We start from the raw sequence: 18,122 nt of genomic DNA, 5'->3' as shown, positions 1-18,122 counted from the left end.
TAAAGAAGAATAGGGGAAAATATAGCAATGTGCGCTGGCTTATGTACAAATTACAAGAACTGTCCAATAGCTAAAAGTCTTATATTATTCCAATGGAGATGCTGCGCAAACGATTTTTTATTCCCCCTGTTGCCTGTTGCCTGTTGCCTATTGCCTGTTGCCTGCGCACAGCGCTATAATTGATAATTTATGTGCGATAATTGATTTGATTTTTTATTATTTGTCTTATGAATATCTACCTGACCCTAAAGCAAAGTCAACGTCTCAGAATTAGTGATGGCGAAATTTCACCTATCCTCAGTGGTTGCGAAAATGTTAATCGTCTTTTAGTTTTAATTTGGTCACAATTGGGTGATTTTGATAACCTAGAATATGCTTGGTGGTTACAACGAGAATCTGCCAATTTGCAAGCTCAAGGAGTGACAATACGGGCAATTGGGATTGGCGATCGCTCTTCTGGATTGAAATTTTGTGGATATACTGGGTTTCCTACAGAATGTCTGTTTGTTGATCCAGATGCTCAATTGCATCAAGAATTAGAGCTATATCAGGGATTAACTGTTAAATTCCCTTTATTAAATACAAGTCAAAGTGCTTGGGTTAATCTAATGTTAATGTGTGCAGGTATTGGTAGCCCTGGTACTTTAGGAGAGGTCTTTAGAGGTTATCTAGGGGATAAAAAAGCACCTCAATTGATTGGTGATGATGAAGTCATCCATGCTAAACCTTTACCGCCTCTAAAGGGTTCATTTTTTAAGATGGCAGGTGGAACAGGTTTTCAACGTCCTTTTGAATTAGCCACACTGAGACTAAGAAATATGACGGAAGTTCTCAGTAATTGGTCAACTTATGTACCTAATTCTGCTTATTTGACTCAAAGAGGTGCAACTTTTCTGTTTGATGGTCAGGGAAATTTGCTGTATAAACATTGCGATCGGGGTATTCTAGATTTTGCTTTTAATAAAAGTAATCCTTTATCTTTTGTTTTAGAGTAGGGAGTAGGGAGTAGGGAATAGGCAACAGGGAACAGGCAAATGTTTTTCTCTGTCCGAAATCTATTATTATATCATGTCCGTTAATATCGTTTGTGTAAACCCAAGCGTGATATGCAGGAAATTTAAGTTTTTTTTTCTTGCTCTTAAACCTTCCTACCTCTTCCCTCTTCCCTCTTCCTTCTTCCTTCTTCCTTTCCTTCGCTATACAATACTGATGCTACCGGACATAATATTACAGAAAATATAAAGGTATTTTCACAATAAAAGTGGAACCTTTACCTATGATACTGGTTGCTCGGATATCACCATTATGAGCATTAACTATTTGTTGAGCGATCGCTAACCCCAAACCAAAACCTCCTGTTTTGCGAGTTCTAGCAATATCAACTCGGTAGAAGCGATCGAATATGTGAGGTAAATCTGTAGCAGGAATACCATCACCCGTATCTGTAATAGAAATAATAGCGTAATCAGAGTCTGTCTCTAACTTTAACTTTACTTTTCCACCCCCTGGAGTATATTTAAAAGCATTATTGAGCAAATTTTCAAACACCAAACGCAGTAATTCAGGTTCGACCTTAACTTCAATCATTTTCTGTGGTGAATTATAGTCAAAAGTCAGATTCTCACCCGCAGCTTGATTTTGATAATATTCAGCTAATTCCTCTAACATCAAACTTAAATCAACATTTTGTAATGCTTCTTGGTTAATTTTTCCCTCGTGACGCGCCAGTATCAATAAATTATTCACAAGCACACTCATTGATTTTGCTAATGTGCTAATTTTTTCTAGACGCTGACTTTGAGGTGTTTCCTCAGTTCCAGGAATTAATAATCCAACTTGAGCATTACTCAGGATAGCAGCTAATGGGGCGCGTAATTCGTGAGAGGCATCAGCAGTAAAGCGACTTTTAGCTTGGTAAGATTTACGAATTGGTTGCATCGCCATTCCTCCCAATAACCAACCCGCAAAACCGATCGCCCCCCAAACTAACGGAACAGCAACCGTTAAGAAAACCCGTAATTTCATAGTTAAATCAACAAAAGACTGGAGAGATGTTGCGACTCGTAAATATCCCAGTAATATCTCACCTTTCATCACTGGTAAGGTAAGTTGACGAGCAGACACACCAGATTTATTTGCAATTGTTTTAAAACCAGGTTCGGGGTTAACCATAGTTCGGGGAGGTTCTCCTACAAACTGAAGAATTTGACCTTGGGAGTTGTACCAATGAACATATAGTAATTCGCTACCTATTCCAGATTTTTTCCCTAAAACTAAGACATTTTCTAGCTCTGGTGTAGACTGTCCCCTACTTTTATTGTACTCTACCATGGAAGCGATCGCTCTACTCCGGTCATATAAAGCGCCATCAAAAGTTGCTAGTCTATCTCGAAGTTCTATATAGAAAAGCAGCTGAGTAAAAATAATTAAAATTCCTCCCATAGACCAAGTAAACCAGCAAGCTAAATTACGACGACTGCGACTAAACATAATCTTGATTTATCCTATAACCTAAACCGTAGATAGTTTCAATTGATTTATCTGCACTCAAAACCTTCAATTTTTGCCGTAACCTCCGGACCGAAGTACTAACAGCATTACTATCCGGTGGGTTATCCCACTCCCATAAAGACTGTTCAATTCGATCGCGACTCAAAACTTGATGAGGATGACGTAAGAAATATTCTAGCAGTTGCGACTCCCGCACCGAAAGTTGCACCTCTTGTTTTCCTCTTCGTGCCATTAACTTAGTTAAGTCTAGTTGCAAATCTCCCAAACTGAGAATATCCCCCTGCCATAATGGAGAACGTCGCCCCAAAGCTCGCACTCGCGCCAATAACTCCAGCAAATCTACAGGTTTTACCAAATAATCATCCGCTCCACTATCTAAACCCATCACCTTATCAATAGTAGTATCTTTTGCTGTTAACATTAGTACCGGAGCAGTTTTGCCCATTTGTCGATACAAACTACATAATTTCAGCCCACTAACACCCGGTAACATCCAATCTAAAATTAGTAGGTCGTAGTCATTTTCTGCCATTAACCATTGAGCAGTATCTCCTGTTTCCACTCCATCTACAATGTGTCCAGCTTGGGATAAACCTGTGTGGATAGGTTCTAACTGTTCTGAGTCATCTTCTACTAAAAGTATTCTCATTTCTAGAGTAGTCCTTAATTTGATTGGGAATTAGCAAATATCTTCAATTATTAATAATTGTAAGAGTTCCATATTTTCATAGACTGCGTACTTTTTTGATCGATCGTCTGCGATCGCTACAGCTATTGTATATAATATCAATATTAATTCTATTCTATCTTGGTCTAAAGAATATTTGACAGCAACCTCATCTGGTATAATTGTCAATTGATATCAATTTCATGTAGTTGAGCTACTCAGGTTTAGAGTAGTCAATTCCCAATAGTCAGGAGGTAAGGTGAATAGCATTACTTTTTGAACTTGGTACTACTAACTTGAAGAAAAAGTAAGTAATAATTAGTAAGTAAAACATATAATTTAGGAAAAGTCAATGAAATTAAGAAAATTGCGGAAAACTCTTAAAGCTATAGGTTTAGAGTTTTGGTTGCCTCTACCAATCATCAGCGGGTTATTTTGGGTGACAACTGGCTGGGCAACTCAAACAATTTTGTATTCTAGAGCGAATATTACAAACCCCGTGCAAGTCGATACCTTGCCAGAAATTGATATATCTTTAAAGGCAAAGCTAATTGTGATTGAGGTAAAAATCTTTAAAAAACGTGGTTTTAGCACGGTAGATGTATATGTAAGTGATTCTAGACTACAAGAAATAATATTAGATTTTCCTACTACTGATATAGCAGAATTAGAAACAGAAATATCCAGTACTTTAAGTATTCCCCGAGAGAAAGTTCAAGCATTAGCTCAATATCAAATTAATGAATAATGTAGCAGGGAATAGGGAATAGGGAGTAGGGAGTAGTAAGTAGGAATTAGGGAGAAAGAATTGATAATTTATGTAGGATAATTGATTTTATTTTGAAAAGTTGGATATATCTACTGATAACTGAAATGACTGGCTGTCATTTTCATGTCATTTTTCTAGTTTATAGTTAAACCACCGAGTTCAAAAAGTAATAAATGATTGACCCAAATACTTTTGGTCTGGATGTTCAACCAGGAACAACAATTAATGGAATAGTAGGTGGTTTCATAGACAATGGAGAAGACTTTACCCTCAACTTTAGTGGTGGAAGTGTCATTGTAGACCCCTTCCCTGTCAATGCTAATCAACTAGGTTTAAACATCGGTGAACCTATAAATGTTGTAGTTGCTGAATTTGATGGTTTGGAAGTTGATACAGGATTTATCAGCAGATCGGATGGTGTAGTTATTTTAGGGAATCAAGCTATTTTAACTCCACCACAACCCACGACAGCAATTCCAACTCCCTCACCTCCATTGAACCCGCCACCCCCAGTAGCACCATTAGATCCAATCACAGGTGGGGTTTCCACTATAGGATTTGACCCTCTAACTTTTCCCCAAGGAAATTCTATCTTTGGCACTGTATTAAATACTGTAGATCGTGATGAATTTATTCTGGATGCTGGTGGCACTCAGGTATTCATAGATGCCAATTTATCAGATAGACAATTTTTGAATTTATTCCCTGGGGAACAGGTAAATGTTGTGGGTGAGTTTGATGAAAATGAGTTTGAAGCTTTTTCTGTCACCCGCACAGATGGTTATCCTGTAGTTTCCGATCTATTACCAGGGGCGATGCCACCTGTAACAAATACATTGTTCGGTACTGTGTTAAATACTGTTGATAATGATGAATTTATTCTGGATGCTGGTGGCACTCAGGTATTCATAGATGCCAATTTATCAGATAGACAATTTTTGAATTTATTCCCTGGGGAACAGGTAAATGTTGTGGGTGAGTTTGATGAAAATGAGTTTGAAGCTTTTTCTGTCACCCGCACAGATGGTTATCCTGTAGTTTCCGATCTATTACCAGGGGCGATGTCACCTGTAAGCAGTACATTGCTCGGCACTGTGTTAAATGATAATGACGGATACGATGATGACGATGATGACAGATACGATGAGTTTGAAGAAAATAATGAGTTTGAGGCTTTTGCTACCAACCGTTCTGATGGTTATCCTGTAATTCCCGAGATATCGCCAGCAGCAGCGCCACCCGTAAGCAGTACATTGTTCGGCACTGTATTAAATGATAATGATGACGATGACGATGACGATGATGACAGATACGATGATGATGATGATGACGATGATGACAGATACGATGATGATGATGACGATGATGACAGATACGATAATGATGACGATGACGATGATGACAGATACGATGATGATGATGATGACGATGATGACAGATACGATGACGATGATGACGATGATGACTAAATAGACATCTCCAATCATCAAAAATCAAATCAATTATTTTCCCCTACTTTGTACGGGCGATTTCCTCCAGGATGCTCTGCAAACGCGTTTGCGACAGCATTCGGTAACGAAATCACCCCTACTCCCTCTTTTCGTATAACTGAGTTTTATTCACTATTACTAGGAGTTAAGAACAATGAACGACAAAAAATATCGTAAATGGCATCGAATAATAGCCCCGATAGTTTTTCTACCATTATTTCTGACTGTAATCACAGGAATAGGTTACCGACTCGGTAAAAGTTGGTTTGGTTTGTCTAGTGAGCAAGCAGAGATTTTCATGGTAATTCACCAAGGTACATATCTAGGAGACGATCTTAAACCTTTTTATGTACTTTTAAATGGTATCGGATTAATTTTCATGATGGTTACAGGTATCACTATGAGTGGTGTATTCAGGAAAAAAAGATTGACTGATTAATTCAAACAGGACTTACGGAAAATATCAGACTATACACTATCTGTAGGGAGAGACAAACATCAGAATAATTAGCATTAACTGGTAATAATTAGGAAATAATATCATGTCCGGATAAGAGCGTGATAGAACTCCGTTCCGCTTACGCGACCAAAAAACTTTCTCCTTCTTCTCCTCTTCTTCCTCTTTCTTGTTTCTTTCCTCCTGACTCCTGACTCCTGACTCCTCAGTTGTGTCGTTATTAATAACTGTTCAACCGGACATGATATTATTCCTTCTTCTTCCTTGTGCTATGTCATTCTCCATTATACAATAGGCTAAATTCTGGCTCCTGACTCCTGACTCCTGACTCCTAAGCATCACAACCCATCACCAATCAAAATAAATGGTGCCCAATAATAAGGATGCCTCAACCTTTTTGCCTCTTCTTCATTAATACTCCCATTTATCAAAGCTAACTGTGCTTTTCGTAATGCTTCTGCTTTTGTGATATTGCCTTTTTTCAATGCTCGATAAAAATTAATCATCAGCACTCGCGTTCCTAGATCGTCAACTTGCCACAAACTTGCCAAAGATGTTTTCACCCCTGCACGTTGCATCTGATAACCCAACCCTAATATTTCTGAACCATCTTTTAAAATACCACCTACTCCTGTTCGACAAGCACTCAAAACTGCTAAATTAATATTAGGTAAGGATAAGTTTGTAATTTCCCGCAAAGTTAGACGACTGCCATCACCAAATAAAATAAAAGAATCTTCTGGTTGCCCATTGACAAAATCTGCATGGGTGGCAAAATGTAGAATATTGTACTTATTAACTCGTGAAATAATTTCATTCCAATTGAAGGCTTGATTCAGTAGTTTTGTCGTATTAGGAATCATCTTGGCTAAGGTCTCTACTTCTTGTCCGGCAAATTTTAATCCTGAGAATCGAAATTCTCTAGAACCTACAAGAAATTTATAATTTCCTTGACTAAAAGCTGCTGCTAATACTCGGAGTTTACCTAGAGGTTTACTGTTAAAATTAGTCAGACTTGCTGCGGTAATATTGTTGATGTTTAACCTTTCTATTAACCATTTTTTTCCATCGTATAAAGCTGCTATTGGAATATAACGTAATAAACCATCAGGAGCATAAATAATAGTTTTAGTTTTCGCTAAAAATAGCTCTGTCTCTAAAGGTTCTATTAACCATTTGTATAACTGTTGACCTGTTGTGTGTACTATCTGATCACTAATTATATTTCTAGGATATGTCAAAGCTCCTCTAAAGTCAATAATTGCATTTTTTAACTGTGTTTTGTTAATCGGAACTGAACGATGTATTGGCAATCCTTGACTTGTCACTAATATTAATTCTATCCTATCGTCCAAAATTAAGGGATAAAGTAGTACAGCATTTTGCTTGATTTTGAGGATATTTTGTAATCTACTTAAATTGGTAATATCTATACTTTCTCCATCAGTTTTTTGCTTGAGTTCCTGTATGATTTTGACGATATTTTCGTTGGAAATCAAGTTATGAAATTCTGTTTGAATTTGCTGTTTTTCTGCTTTTAAGTCAGTAATACGTTGTTGTTGAGCTTTCGACCTATCTGTGGGTGATATATTCTGTAAATCTGTGAGTTCTTTGTTCAGTTGTACTGCTTTATCTTGAATAGCGGTATAGTTATCCAATATTTCTTGTTCTTGAGGTAATAATTCTATTCCCACAGAAGTTTGTTCATTACCTTCTACATTGTTGAGGTAATTTTCTAGTTCTTGAACTTTCAATAAATCCAAAACCTGTTGAGCTTCTGTGACTCTATTTTGCTGTAATAATAAATCTGCTAAACGACGATAAGTATCAGCATTTTTTTCGGCATAGGATTGCCGTTTATCTAGAGGAAAATTTTGTAAATCTTGCCGAATTTCTTCTGTGACATTTACAGAGTGTTTATATAAAATAATTGCTACTTCCGGCTGTTTTTCTGCAACTAATAAATCTCCAATATTACTTAAAGTTATTCTTTCACTAGCGCGATCGCCTACATTTCTTTGAGTAGTTAAAGCTTGGCGATAGTAGTCTTCTGCTCGGGTATATTCTTTGAGGCTTTTATAAACTGTTCCGAGACTATCTAGGATATGTCCTTCTTCTGTTTTATTACCTATTTCCTGGAAAATTGTTAATGCTTGGTGCAAATATTCTAATGCTTTTTGATATTCGCCTTTTTGGTCATAAACTAAGCCGATATTATTCAGGCTTTGCCCTATTCCTGCTTTGTCTTTTATTTGTTCTCTAACTGTTAAAGCTTGTTGATAATATGTTAATGCTTGAGCATATTTTTTTTGCAATTTATAGGTAAGCCCAATATTATTTATTGTATTTCCCTCGCCATTTTTGTTGTTATTTGCTTGATAAATTTCTAGAGCATTTTGATACCACTCTAAGGATTTTTCATACTGACCTAATTCTTGATAAATTAAGCCGATGTTGTTAGTAACTGCTGCCTCACCTTGAAAATTTTCTAATTCCTGGAATGTTTGTAGAGCTTGTTGATAATATTTTAATGCTAGAAAATATTGAGCTTGATTTTGATAAATTGCTGCTATATTATTCTGAGTTCCTCCAACTCTAACTAAATCTCCTAATTCTTGACGTATTGCTAAAGCTTGCTCCAAGTAATTTAAAGCTTGGTCATAATTTCCCTGGAGAAAATAAATAGCACCAATACTATTTAGATTACTACCAATACCTTGTTTTTCATTAATTTTGCGACGTATTTTTAATGCTTGTTGATGATAATCTAATGCTTGGGGATAGTCAGTTAGTTTTTGATAAGTGGCTCCAATACTATGAAGGGTTTGACTTATTTTTAGAGATAGAGATTGAGTAGAATTATCTGATAATCTGTATAATAATTGGAATATTTCTAAAGCTTTTTGATAAGCTTCTAAAGCAGCTTGATATTGACCATCATTGTAGAGTTGTTCGCCTTGTTGATAAAGTGCTTTTGCTTCAGTTTGTTGTGGAGTTTGAGATATTAGCTGATTTTGAGGTTGATCAGAATTTAATATTTGAGGAAATACTGTTTCGTAGCATAAGTAAAAAGTTAAACTCAAGCAGCAGATTAGAAAAAAATTTATGAGTCTTTTAATTATTCTTCTTCCACTACTTTTAAACATTTTTTTATACTTTTTATTTATTCAGCTTTAGCAATTACCAAATAATAGGCGATCGCTATAGCGGTTTTCACAAGGGGTAAGGTATCAACAATTATCCTTAAAAAGGGGGACTTCCGGTTTCCCCCCTTTTCAAGCTATGCTTTATAAACATCTTTCTTAATATAAAACTTGACAAAATAGACAAATTATCTTGGAGACTTTAAAAGTCTTTTTCTAGAGAGAAAATATATTTTAAAGTACATTTATTTTGAATGATTAAGTAGTTTTACTTAGATACTATAACTATTTCTCCCTTCTACCCTACTCCTCTTCTCCCCTTCTCTCCGTGTCCCCGTGTCTCCGCGCCCCGTGTCCTTGTGTCTGAGGAGTTCCTTATAAGGGATAGCTTTTCAAGGGGGGTTAGGGGGGATCTCTGGCAGTGTACCTCACACTTACTGAGAAATACTAGAAAGCTATTATTTAGGCCCATTAATTTTTGGAGAAGTCTATTTGAGTTATTCTTATTATTTTTTGCCATCTTCATCAAATAAAAGAGTTACACTACCAGAGTCTCCTTCCCATCCTGTACAGTATTTAAGAACATTAAATCCATCATTGTTCAGGTATGTTTTTCCTCCTGGAGTTCGACATAAATATTTCTGAATAATTGTAGCTGTATTGGGATTTCCAACTTCTTCAGCTACTCCTATAACTTCCCAATAGTAATCTAAAGCTTTCTCACCTTTGCCTAGTTTTTCGTACATTACTCCTACATAGAATAAAGCACGACCTTCTGCAAGTAAATCTCCTGTATCTCGTCGTAGTTTTAATACCTGCTTAAATTTTTCTAATGCTTGTTCGTATTGCTCATTTTGATAATATTTATCACCCTCTTTTAACAGCCTACTTATTTCAGATTGATTATTAGAGCTACTATAAGAAATATCCTGAGCAAATACAGGTGAAATTTTCCACTTTTCTCCTTGATGTAATCCTTCAAATGTAGAAAAACTCAAAGCTAAAGCAGTAGTAATAACTCCAAGATAGTTTATCCAATAACGCATAGATTAATACCTCAATAAATCTACTACAAAATCTTTCTCAAAAATTTTGACTGGATAGTAGGACTTAAGTAAACAATACCTTCAAAATAGCCTCAAAAGATTACATATATATTAGTTCCTCCAGGATAATACCGATTATTTTTCGGTTATAAACTTAATTATTTATAACAGTCGGGAGGTTATGCAAAATTTTAGCATTGGGACTTGACTCTAAAATGCCTTAAAAATAACCTTTTACCCTGTTTCTTGATAAATTGAGGTTTTAGCTATTTGTAGTTGGGCTTCAGCCCTTTAAATACTTGTGTTAGGGCCATTTTTTGACTGCCAATGTATTTCTTTGTCCCTGTTAGTTATCTTGTTAGTGTTTCGGCTATTTTATTCCTCAATATCAAGGTCCTAATAGCTTCATACATTTAGATATATTAAGTTTATACTTAATAGTAATTATTAATATAAATCTAGTTAGTATGAATAAAATAACTTTTGGTATAAATCACTCTTTATAACTCCTGAATAGTAGATTAAAAATAGATATATTTACTTAGTTTTCTCTGTAGAAACAACTAAGATAAATCGCTTATAATATATTTATTATATCTTCACCTTGAAGTATAAGCAATGCCTAAGTAAATATACTTTTGAAGAAGGTTATAGGTAGTAGGTGTAATATCATGTTCGGATAATCAGTTATAAAAAACCTTCTTCTTTCTGCTATATGTCTATCTTTGGCTGTAATGTCAACTGCAAATTATCAATACCAATTTCTGTAGATTCACTGCCAATAGCAATAAACTGGGTATTCTCTGGAATTGGAATACCTTGACGACTAAAGTTACTGAAATTATTTTGTTGGCCAGGAACAGGAATAGTCGGACTTAAAGTTGCTCCTTGGCCAATATCCTGACGATTTTCATTGAAAAACCTCACATTGTGACTTCTGTTAGGAGAAGCGTAGTCAAACGAAAAATTACCAAACTCAATTTCACCTATCCGATCGATAACTTCACCTAAATCAATTACAATAGCATCCAGCTCGAACCCTAATTCTCGGCTTGGTATATCGTAGGCAATAACAGTATCATTGTTAGGAGTACCATCAAATCTTCCTTGGCCTCCTTGATTCCTACTTACTAAAGCTACAGTATTACCAGAAAATAGAAGGTTAGCAGGACCTTGAGGGGGATTAACTTGAGCAGACCTCACAAAATCAAAATTGTTAAATTCACCATCAAAACCCAACACCCTAGTAGTAAAAGGTTGAGGTGGTGGGGATATAATTTCATCATCAATAATTTCTAAAGTAGCAGGTTGACCAACAGTCGCCCCACCTGTAACGTTACTTAAACTTAAATTGACAGTTTCTGTATTCTCGACTGAGCTGTCATTAATAATAGGAATATTAATAGTTTGTTGGGTTTGGTCATCTGCAAAGAAAATAGTTTCAGGAACAGGGTTGCCATAATCAATTCCCTGGGATGCTGTGCCATTGGAAAGGTTAATATTGGCACTAACTACTCCATCATTTCCACCAGTACGAATGACTGTAACTGCAGCAGTAGGTTCATTTTCTGTCACGCTAAAAGTGGGGTTGCTAAATTGGAGAGTACCTGGGTTGGCAATGCTATAACCAAAGTTAGTATTATTGAGGTTTTCTCCAGAAGACAGGGTGACAGAAAACTCTTGAGTTGTGAGAGTAGCATCAGGTTGAGGAGTAATGGTTCTGATGGTATAAGTATTTGGTAATAAGTTAGATAAAGTGTATAGACCAGACTGGTTTGTAAGTGTTGTTTGTTCGTTGGGGTCAGGAATGCCATTTTGATTGGTATCTATAAAAACTGTGACGCCTGATAATGCTGTTTCTCCTGGTTCGAGAAAACCATTTTGGTTAGTATCGTTAAATATAATTCCACTAATACTGCCGGAAGGTAGGGAGTCTACAGTCACATTAACTGTAGCGCTAGAGTTAGGAGTATTATTATTGCCGTCTGAAATTTCGTAAGTAAAAGTATCTGTCCCGCTGAACCCTGGTGATGGGGTGTAGATAATTTGGTTATTGTTAATAGTGGCATTATTTCCTGCGGTGGTTAAATTATCGACCACAATAATATTGAGAGATTCTCCTGTGTCGTTTGCTAAGACATCTACAGTTATGGGAGTATTGGCAGTAGTAGAAGCTGTGTCATTTTCAGCTACGGGAATTACTTGGTTTGGTGTGACGGTCACATTAACTGTAGCGCTAGAGTTGGGAGTATTATTATTGCCATCTGAAATTTCGTAAGTGAAAGTATCTGTTCCACTAAACCCTGGTGATGGGGTGTAGATAATTTGGTTATTGTTAATAGTGGCATTATTTCCTGCGGTGGTTAAATTATCGACCACAATAATATTGAGAGATTCTCCTGTGTCGTTTGCTAAGACATCTACAGTTATGGGAGTATTGGCAGTAGTAGAAGCTGTGTCATTTTCAGCTACGGGAATTACTTGGTTTGGTGTGACGGTCACATTAACTGTAGCGCTAGAGTTGGGAGTATTATTATTGCCGTCTGAAATTTCGTAAGTGAAAGTATCTGTTCCACTAAACCCTGGTAATGGGGTATAGATAATTTGGTTATTGTTAATAGTGGCGTTATTTCCTGCGGTGGTTAAATTATCGACCACAATAATATTGAGAGATTCTCCTGTGTCGTTTGCTAAGACATCTACAGTTATGGGAGTATTGGCAGTAGTAGAAGCTGTGTCATTGTCTGCTACGGGAATTACTTGGTTGGGTACATCGTAGGCAAAGTTAATATCACTAACACTTTCACCAGCAGGAATAGTTACAGAAAATGGAAACTCTTGAAGAGGTAGGTCGGGAGAACGAACTGCTGTGAGAGTATATTCAATATTTGGTAATAAATTAGAGAAATTGTAAATACCTGATGAGTCAGTAACAGTTGTTTGTTGGATCGGAATATCGTTCTCAATTCCACTGATAGTTACAGTGACATTATTGAGTCCAGTTTCTCCAGGGTCGAGAATATCATTATCATTTAGGTCGTCAAATACTGTACCGCTGATACTACCTGGAGGGAGGGGGTCAACTGCAACGGTAACTGTGGCAGGTTCGGAAATATTTCCTTCGGGGTCAATAATAGTGTAGGTAAATGTGTCTTCACCGATCACTCCTGGTAATGGCGTGTAGGTAATTGTACCATTGTTGTTATTAGCGATCGCTCCATTGCTTGGGTCGGTTGTTGCCAAAACTTCTACCGGACTACCTTGGGGGTCAATGTCATTTTCGATAACATTAATAGTTACAGGGTTACCTTGAGTTGTCGTGGCAGTATCAGAGTTAGCTATTGGACGTTGTTCTTCTGGTGGGAGGACATTAATAGTAACGGTGGCGATGTCTGTGTTATTATTACCGTCGCTAATAGTATAGGTAAATGTGTCTTCACCTATGAACCCGTCGGGAGGAGTATATAATAAGGTGGAATTTCCATCTTCATCGGTGCTGAGAGTAACTGTACCACCTGCTGTAGAAATTGCATCAAAATCAATAATATCGATCTGGTCGAGTTCGGGGTCTGTATCGTTATCTAGGACATCTATATTTACCTGGTTATTAACTGTAGTGAAAGCTGTATCATCTATAGCGTCTGGAGCTAAATTTTCAATGTCGCTATCAATAATATTGACAGGGAGTATATTGTTACTGGGAATGTCATCTATAGTAAATGGTACATTCGCGCCATTATAGTTTTCGTCATTACTGCTAATAGTATGGGTAATATTGCTAATATCAGGACTTTCTATTTCATCATCTACTGCTGTCACAGTAACGGTTTGAGGAGTTAAGTCATTAAATGTGAGGTTAATTGTATTGCTTAGTGTTTCATCAACATCACTGAGAACTGTCTGACCATCCGAAGCAATTGTAATATTAACTGGAGCAGTAGGAATACTATTAAGAGCAATTTCATAAGTGTCACTCGTAGTTCCTTCCTCTGCGACATCAGTACTGCCACCTGTTTGAGTAATAGAAATTCCGGCAATGTTAGTAGTGTTACCGAAATTAATATTGGTGAAATTTTCCCCAGCAGCAGTAATAGTAATTGGTGTTTCTGGAGCAAGAGTCGGTCTGAAATCTTCTGGTACAACTTCCCGAACGTTATATGTACCAGAGTTTAGGTTACTGAAACTATAATTCCCAGTATCATTTGTAATTTCAGATGGTTCCTCTGGGTCGAATTGTTGGTTTTCATTGAGGTCTAGGTAAATTGTTACACCCGCTAACCCTGGTTCCCCTGCATCAAAAAAACCATCACTGTCAAGGTCGTTGAATTTTATCCCACTGATGCTACCTACAAGTGTTATTTGAGATGTTTCAACTGCACCAATATCTGCAATAGCATTACCATCTCCATCTCCATCAATAGGTCGTTGAATTCCTCTCTGATCCAGATTAAAAGTATTGCCCAGAGCAGTATCAATAGCAGGACTACCTGGAATTAAGTTATGGGTTTCCGTCGGACCACCATTATTTTGTAGAGCAGTTTCTAGTACCGACTCAATGGGAACATCTATAACATTCTCAATGCCCAAAAAACTTCCTGATACATTATTGCTATTATTCCCCACAATAATACTTTGCTCAATTCGAGTAGCACCACCTGCTATAAACACACCACCTCCGTCAATAGCTGTATTTAAAACAATTGTGTTGCTAGCAATATCGCTAATTGATGCCGGAGTATTTATATATATTCCTCCACCTAAACCAATACTTGTATTGCCCGAAATTGTACTATTATTAATTGTCAGTTCGCCATCAGCACCACCTTGACTAGATATAGCACCACCATTACCACTACTGTTATTACCAGATACGGTGCTATTGTTGACTGTGAGTACACCGTCCCTGTTAGAAATACCACCACCATTAAATCCTTGACTATTCCTGATAGTACTATTATTTACCGTGACAATACCACCAATATTTCTGATACCTCCTCCTTCTTCCTCGCCAAAAACAAATCCATCAGCGATCGCTAAATCATTAATAGTAACTGTTGACTCTTGAATATCAAAAATACGACTGGCATTATTACCGCTAATCGTCAGATTATTTGCTCCTAGACCATTAATAATAATATTGCTAGTAATATCTAGTTCAACATTTGACAGAGTAATTGTTTGACCGGATAAACTAGACTCGAATTCAATTGTATTTTCACCAGGGAAAGCATTAGCTTCTTCAATTGCTGCTCTCAATGTAACTATATTATCCCCAAGAGCAGTTTCAACTATTCCATTTCCGGGAATAAGGTCTCCTGCATCCCTCGTATCATTAACGATGAAGGAACTGACCTCAATATTTGCAATATTAAAATTTGGAAAATTTGTAGATGCAATATCAACCGTAATAGTAGGAATTGGAGCAGCTTGAATAAAACCAGTAGGTGGAATATCTCGAATATTATATGTATCTGGGAGTAGACTAATATTATTAAATGAGTAGAAACCAAAAGCATCTGTTATTGCTGTCGGTTCATCGTTGTCGGGAAAATTATTATTATTGATGTCAATATAGACAGTAACCCCTGGTAAACTCGGTTCGCCAATATCTAAGCTACCATCATTATCGAGGTCGTTAAATTTTGTACCGCTAATATTGACCAATAGTTCTGTTTCTATCTGAGATGCTTCAAACGCACCAACATCAACAACTGCTATACCATCTCCATCACCATCAAGAGTCCGGGGAAAACCATTACCACGTTGGTCAAATTGTACCCCAGGCAGAATATTAGCATTATTTCCCCCATCAATGGCAGGATTATTAATATCCTGAATTAAAGCATGGGTTAACGTCAAACCACCATTATTTCCTAAATTTGGGTCGAGTACAGAATTAACTGGAACTTGCAATACTTCACTAGGAGCAAAACCACTACTGCCAAGAATATCGCCAACTAGGTTAGAACCATTGCTATTAAAAACTCCTACTAAAGTATCGTTGAAATTCTCTGAAACATCCGACAGAATAATTGTTGATGAAGCATCAAAATTTCCAGCAATAATACTGTTGCTAACATTAGCAGTCCCACCATTAGCAATTCCACCACCATTGCCAATATTATCGCGGTCATTGTCAGCAATATTTTGAGTAATAGTACTGTTAGTAATTGTGGCAGTAGCTCCAACAAAGTTAATCCCATCATAGAAAGTATTACGACCATTATTATAAATACCACCACCACTAGCATTTGCACTGTTGCCAGAAATAGTACTGTTAGTGAATGTAGTTGTACCATCATTAGCAATACCACCACCACTAGCATTTGCACTGTTGCCAGAAATAGTACTGTCAGTCACTGTAACCGTACCATCATTATTGATACCGCCACCAAAACGACTAGCAACATTTTCAGAAATAGTACTATTATTAACTGTAGCTGTACCATCATTATCGATACCGCCTCCATCAAAACCGGAAGTATTTCCAGAAATAGTACTATTAGTAACTGTAGCAATACCATCGTTATCAATACCACCACCACTTAGTTCAGCATTTGTAGCTATGTTATTACTGATGGTAGTGTTATTTACTTCTAGGACACCTGTATTAACTAAAATAGAGTTGCCATAAGCATCAGGAGCGAAAGTATTATCATTAATGATACCAGCTCCAAAACTAGCAATGTTATTGGAAATGAGACTATTAGCGATCGTTAAAGTGCCACCTTGAGTATAGACTCCACCTCCTGAAAGAGCTGTATTACCTGTGACTGTACTATTTGCTAATGTCACATTCCCTTCAATATTTCTGATACCTCCTCCCTGTTCATTACTAACTACTCCATCAGTAATAGTTAGACCACTAATAGTAACTGTTGGCGATACAATATTTAATTGCAAGGCATTCAAAATCGGAGCATCAATTATTGGTGGTGGGGGTGCTTGAATATTGAAAACGCGACTAGCATTGTTACCGCTAATAGTAAGATTATTTGCCCCTAACCCATTAATAATAATATCGCTAGTAATATCTAATTGAGTATTTAGAGTAATTGTTTGACCAAATAGTATATTCGGGTCGAAGTCTATTGTATTCTCACCCGGCAAGAAGTTTGCTTGTTCGATAGCAGACCTGAGCGTAACTACACCCGTTGCTGTTAGGGGAACTCCATCATTTAAGTTGGCATCTCCTTCATCCCCTATGCTGTTAACAATAAAAGCATCAACAGTCTCCTGTTGGAAATTTCCGAAATTGATATTGGAAATATTTTGGTCTGCTACTACTGTAACAATGGGGTCTGGTGTAGTTTGAGTGAAACCTGTTTGTTGTACTTCCCTAACTGTGTAATTTCCTGTTGGGATATTGTTAATGGTGTAAGTGCCGTCTGTATTAGTTATAGCGTTTGGTTCGTCTAACTCAAAAGTATTATTATTATTCTGGTCTAGGTAAATTCTGAATCCTGGCAAACCTAATTCTTCTGGGTCTTGAAACCCACTTTGGTTATCATCTTGGAATTTTACCCCACTGATACTGCCTAACTCTGGTGACTGAAAGTTACCGAAATTGATATTGGAAATATTTTGGTCTGCTACTACTGTAACAATGGGGTCTGGTGTAGTTTGAGTGAAACCTGTTTGTTGTACTTCCCTAACTGTGTAATTTCCTGCTGGGATATTGTTAATGGTGTAAGTGCCGTCTGTATTAGTTATAGCAAAGGGTTCATTTGCATCTAAGGTATTATTATTATTCTGGTCTAGGTAAATTCTGAATCCTGGCAAACCTAATTCTTCTGGGTCTTGAAACCCACTTTGGTTATCATCTTGGAATTTTACCCCACTGATACTGCCTAACTCTGATGACTGAAAATTTCCCAAATTGATATTAGAGATATTTTGGTCTGCTACTACTGTAACAATGGGGTCTGGTGTAGTTTGAGTGAAACCTGTTTGTTGTACTTCCCTAACTGTGTAATTTCCTGCTGGGATATTGTTAATGGTGTAAGTGCCGTCTGTATTAGTTATAGCAAAGGGTTCAT

Annotated in this window: 10 protein-coding genes; 4 read left to right on the top strand and 6 right to left on the bottom strand. The window is 36.9% G+C overall.

Annotated elements, in window-relative coordinates; genetic code table 11:
* The first annotated feature begins 227 nt into the window (after window positions 1-227).
* Window positions 228-995, top strand: coding sequence for a peroxiredoxin-like family protein (locus F6K06_RS11120; protein ID WP_287240988.1), 768 nt, complete (start codon window positions 228-230; stop codon window positions 993-995).
* A 232-nt stretch (window positions 996-1,227) separates the two neighbouring features.
* On the opposite strand, the gene F6K06_RS11115 is transcribed toward F6K06_RS11120, so the two are convergent.
* Genes F6K06_RS11115 through F6K06_RS11105 form a run of 3 tightly spaced genes read right to left on the bottom strand, consistent with a single transcriptional unit; the run spans window position 1,228 to window position 3,367 of the window.
* Window positions 1,228-2,490: a cell wall metabolism sensor histidine kinase WalK gene (locus tag F6K06_RS11115; protein ID WP_287240986.1), complete on the bottom strand. Its 1,263-nt coding sequence runs from the start codon at window positions 2,488-2,490 to the stop codon at window positions 1,228-1,230.
* The gene (gene rppA, locus F6K06_RS11110) at window positions 2,483-3,160 is read right to left on the bottom strand and encodes a two-component system response regulator RppA (protein WP_124144166.1); all 678 of its coding nucleotides are present in this window, start codon (window positions 3,158-3,160) and stop codon (window positions 2,483-2,485) included. Before rppA ends, F6K06_RS11115 begins: the two co-directional genes overlap by 8 nt.
* A gap of 30 nt (window positions 3,161-3,190) precedes the next feature.
* Window positions 3,191-3,367 (bottom strand): hypothetical protein, encoded by a 177-nt coding sequence (locus F6K06_RS11105; RefSeq protein ID WP_161564420.1) that lies wholly within the window; start codon window positions 3,365-3,367, stop codon window positions 3,191-3,193.
* A 163-nt stretch (window positions 3,368-3,530) separates the two neighbouring features.
* Here F6K06_RS11105 and F6K06_RS11100 point away from each other — a divergent pair, with 163 nt between their 5' ends.
* From F6K06_RS11100 to F6K06_RS11090, 3 genes are all read left to right on the top strand, one after another.
* Window positions 3,531-3,926 carry a hypothetical protein gene (locus F6K06_RS11100; protein ID WP_124144165.1) on the top strand — a complete coding sequence of 132 codons (396 nt, stop codon included), beginning with the start codon at window positions 3,531-3,533 and terminating at the stop codon, window positions 3,924-3,926.
* 194 nt (window positions 3,927-4,120) lie between these two features.
* Window positions 4,121-5,416: a hypothetical protein gene (locus F6K06_RS11095; RefSeq protein WP_287240982.1), complete on the top strand. Its 1,296-nt coding sequence runs from the start codon at window positions 4,121-4,123 to the stop codon at window positions 5,414-5,416.
* A gap of 175 nt (window positions 5,417-5,591) precedes the next feature.
* Window positions 5,592-5,876: a hypothetical protein gene (locus F6K06_RS11090; RefSeq protein WP_124145812.1), complete on the top strand. Its 285-nt coding sequence runs from the start codon at window positions 5,592-5,594 to the stop codon at window positions 5,874-5,876.
* Window positions 5,877-6,232: 356 nt separating this feature from the next.
* Here F6K06_RS11090 and F6K06_RS11085 read toward each other — a convergent pair whose 3' ends face one another.
* The 3 genes from F6K06_RS11085 to F6K06_RS11075 form a co-directional block, all read right to left on the bottom strand.
* Window positions 6,233-9,040 carry a tetratricopeptide repeat protein gene (locus F6K06_RS11085; protein ID WP_287308838.1) on the bottom strand — a complete coding sequence of 936 codons (2,808 nt, stop codon included), beginning with the start codon at window positions 9,038-9,040 and terminating at the stop codon, window positions 6,233-6,235.
* 503 nt (window positions 9,041-9,543) lie between these two features.
* A complete protein-coding gene (locus F6K06_RS11080; protein WP_287240978.1) occupies window positions 9,544-10,083 on the bottom strand; it encodes a tetratricopeptide repeat protein in 540 nt (179 codons plus the stop codon).
* A 711-nt stretch (window positions 10,084-10,794) separates the two neighbouring features.
* The coding region (locus F6K06_RS11075; protein WP_287323238.1) for an Ig-like domain-containing protein at window positions 10,795-18,122 on the bottom strand (7,328 nt) is incomplete at its 5' end.

The organism is Okeania sp. SIO1H4, from assembly GCF_010672695.1.
Classification (GTDB): Bacteria; Cyanobacteriota; Cyanobacteriia; order Cyanobacteriales; family Microcoleaceae; genus Okeania; species Okeania hirsuta.
Note: the sequence above shows the minus strand (reverse complement) of the source record. Positions and strands in the feature narration are given on the sequence as shown.

Bases quoted from the DNA above. Each gene is read 5' to 3' on its own strand.
- F6K06_RS11100 (WP_124144165.1), top strand. From the start codon at position 3,531: ATGAAATTAAGAAAATTGCGGAAAACTCTTAAAGCTATAGGTTTAGAG.
- F6K06_RS11080 (WP_287240978.1), bottom strand. From the start codon at position 10,083: ATGCGTTATTGGATAAACTATCTTGGAGTTATTACTACTGCTTTAGCT.
- F6K06_RS11115 (WP_287240986.1), bottom strand. From the start codon at position 2,490: ATGTTTAGTCGCAGTCGTCGTAATTTAGCTTGCTGGTTTACTTGGTCT.
- F6K06_RS11120 (WP_287240988.1), top strand. From the start codon at position 228: ATGAATATCTACCTGACCCTAAAGCAAAGTCAACGTCTCAGAATTAGT.
- F6K06_RS11095 (WP_287240982.1), top strand. From the start codon at position 4,121: ATGATTGACCCAAATACTTTTGGTCTGGATGTTCAACCAGGAACAACA.
- rppA (WP_124144166.1), bottom strand. From the start codon at position 3,160: ATGAGAATACTTTTAGTAGAAGATGACTCAGAACAGTTAGAACCTATC.
- F6K06_RS11085 (WP_287308838.1), bottom strand. From the start codon at position 9,040: ATGTTTAAAAGTAGTGGAAGAAGAATAATTAAAAGACTCATAAATTTT.
- F6K06_RS11090 (WP_124145812.1), top strand. From the start codon at position 5,592: ATGAACGACAAAAAATATCGTAAATGGCATCGAATAATAGCCCCGATA.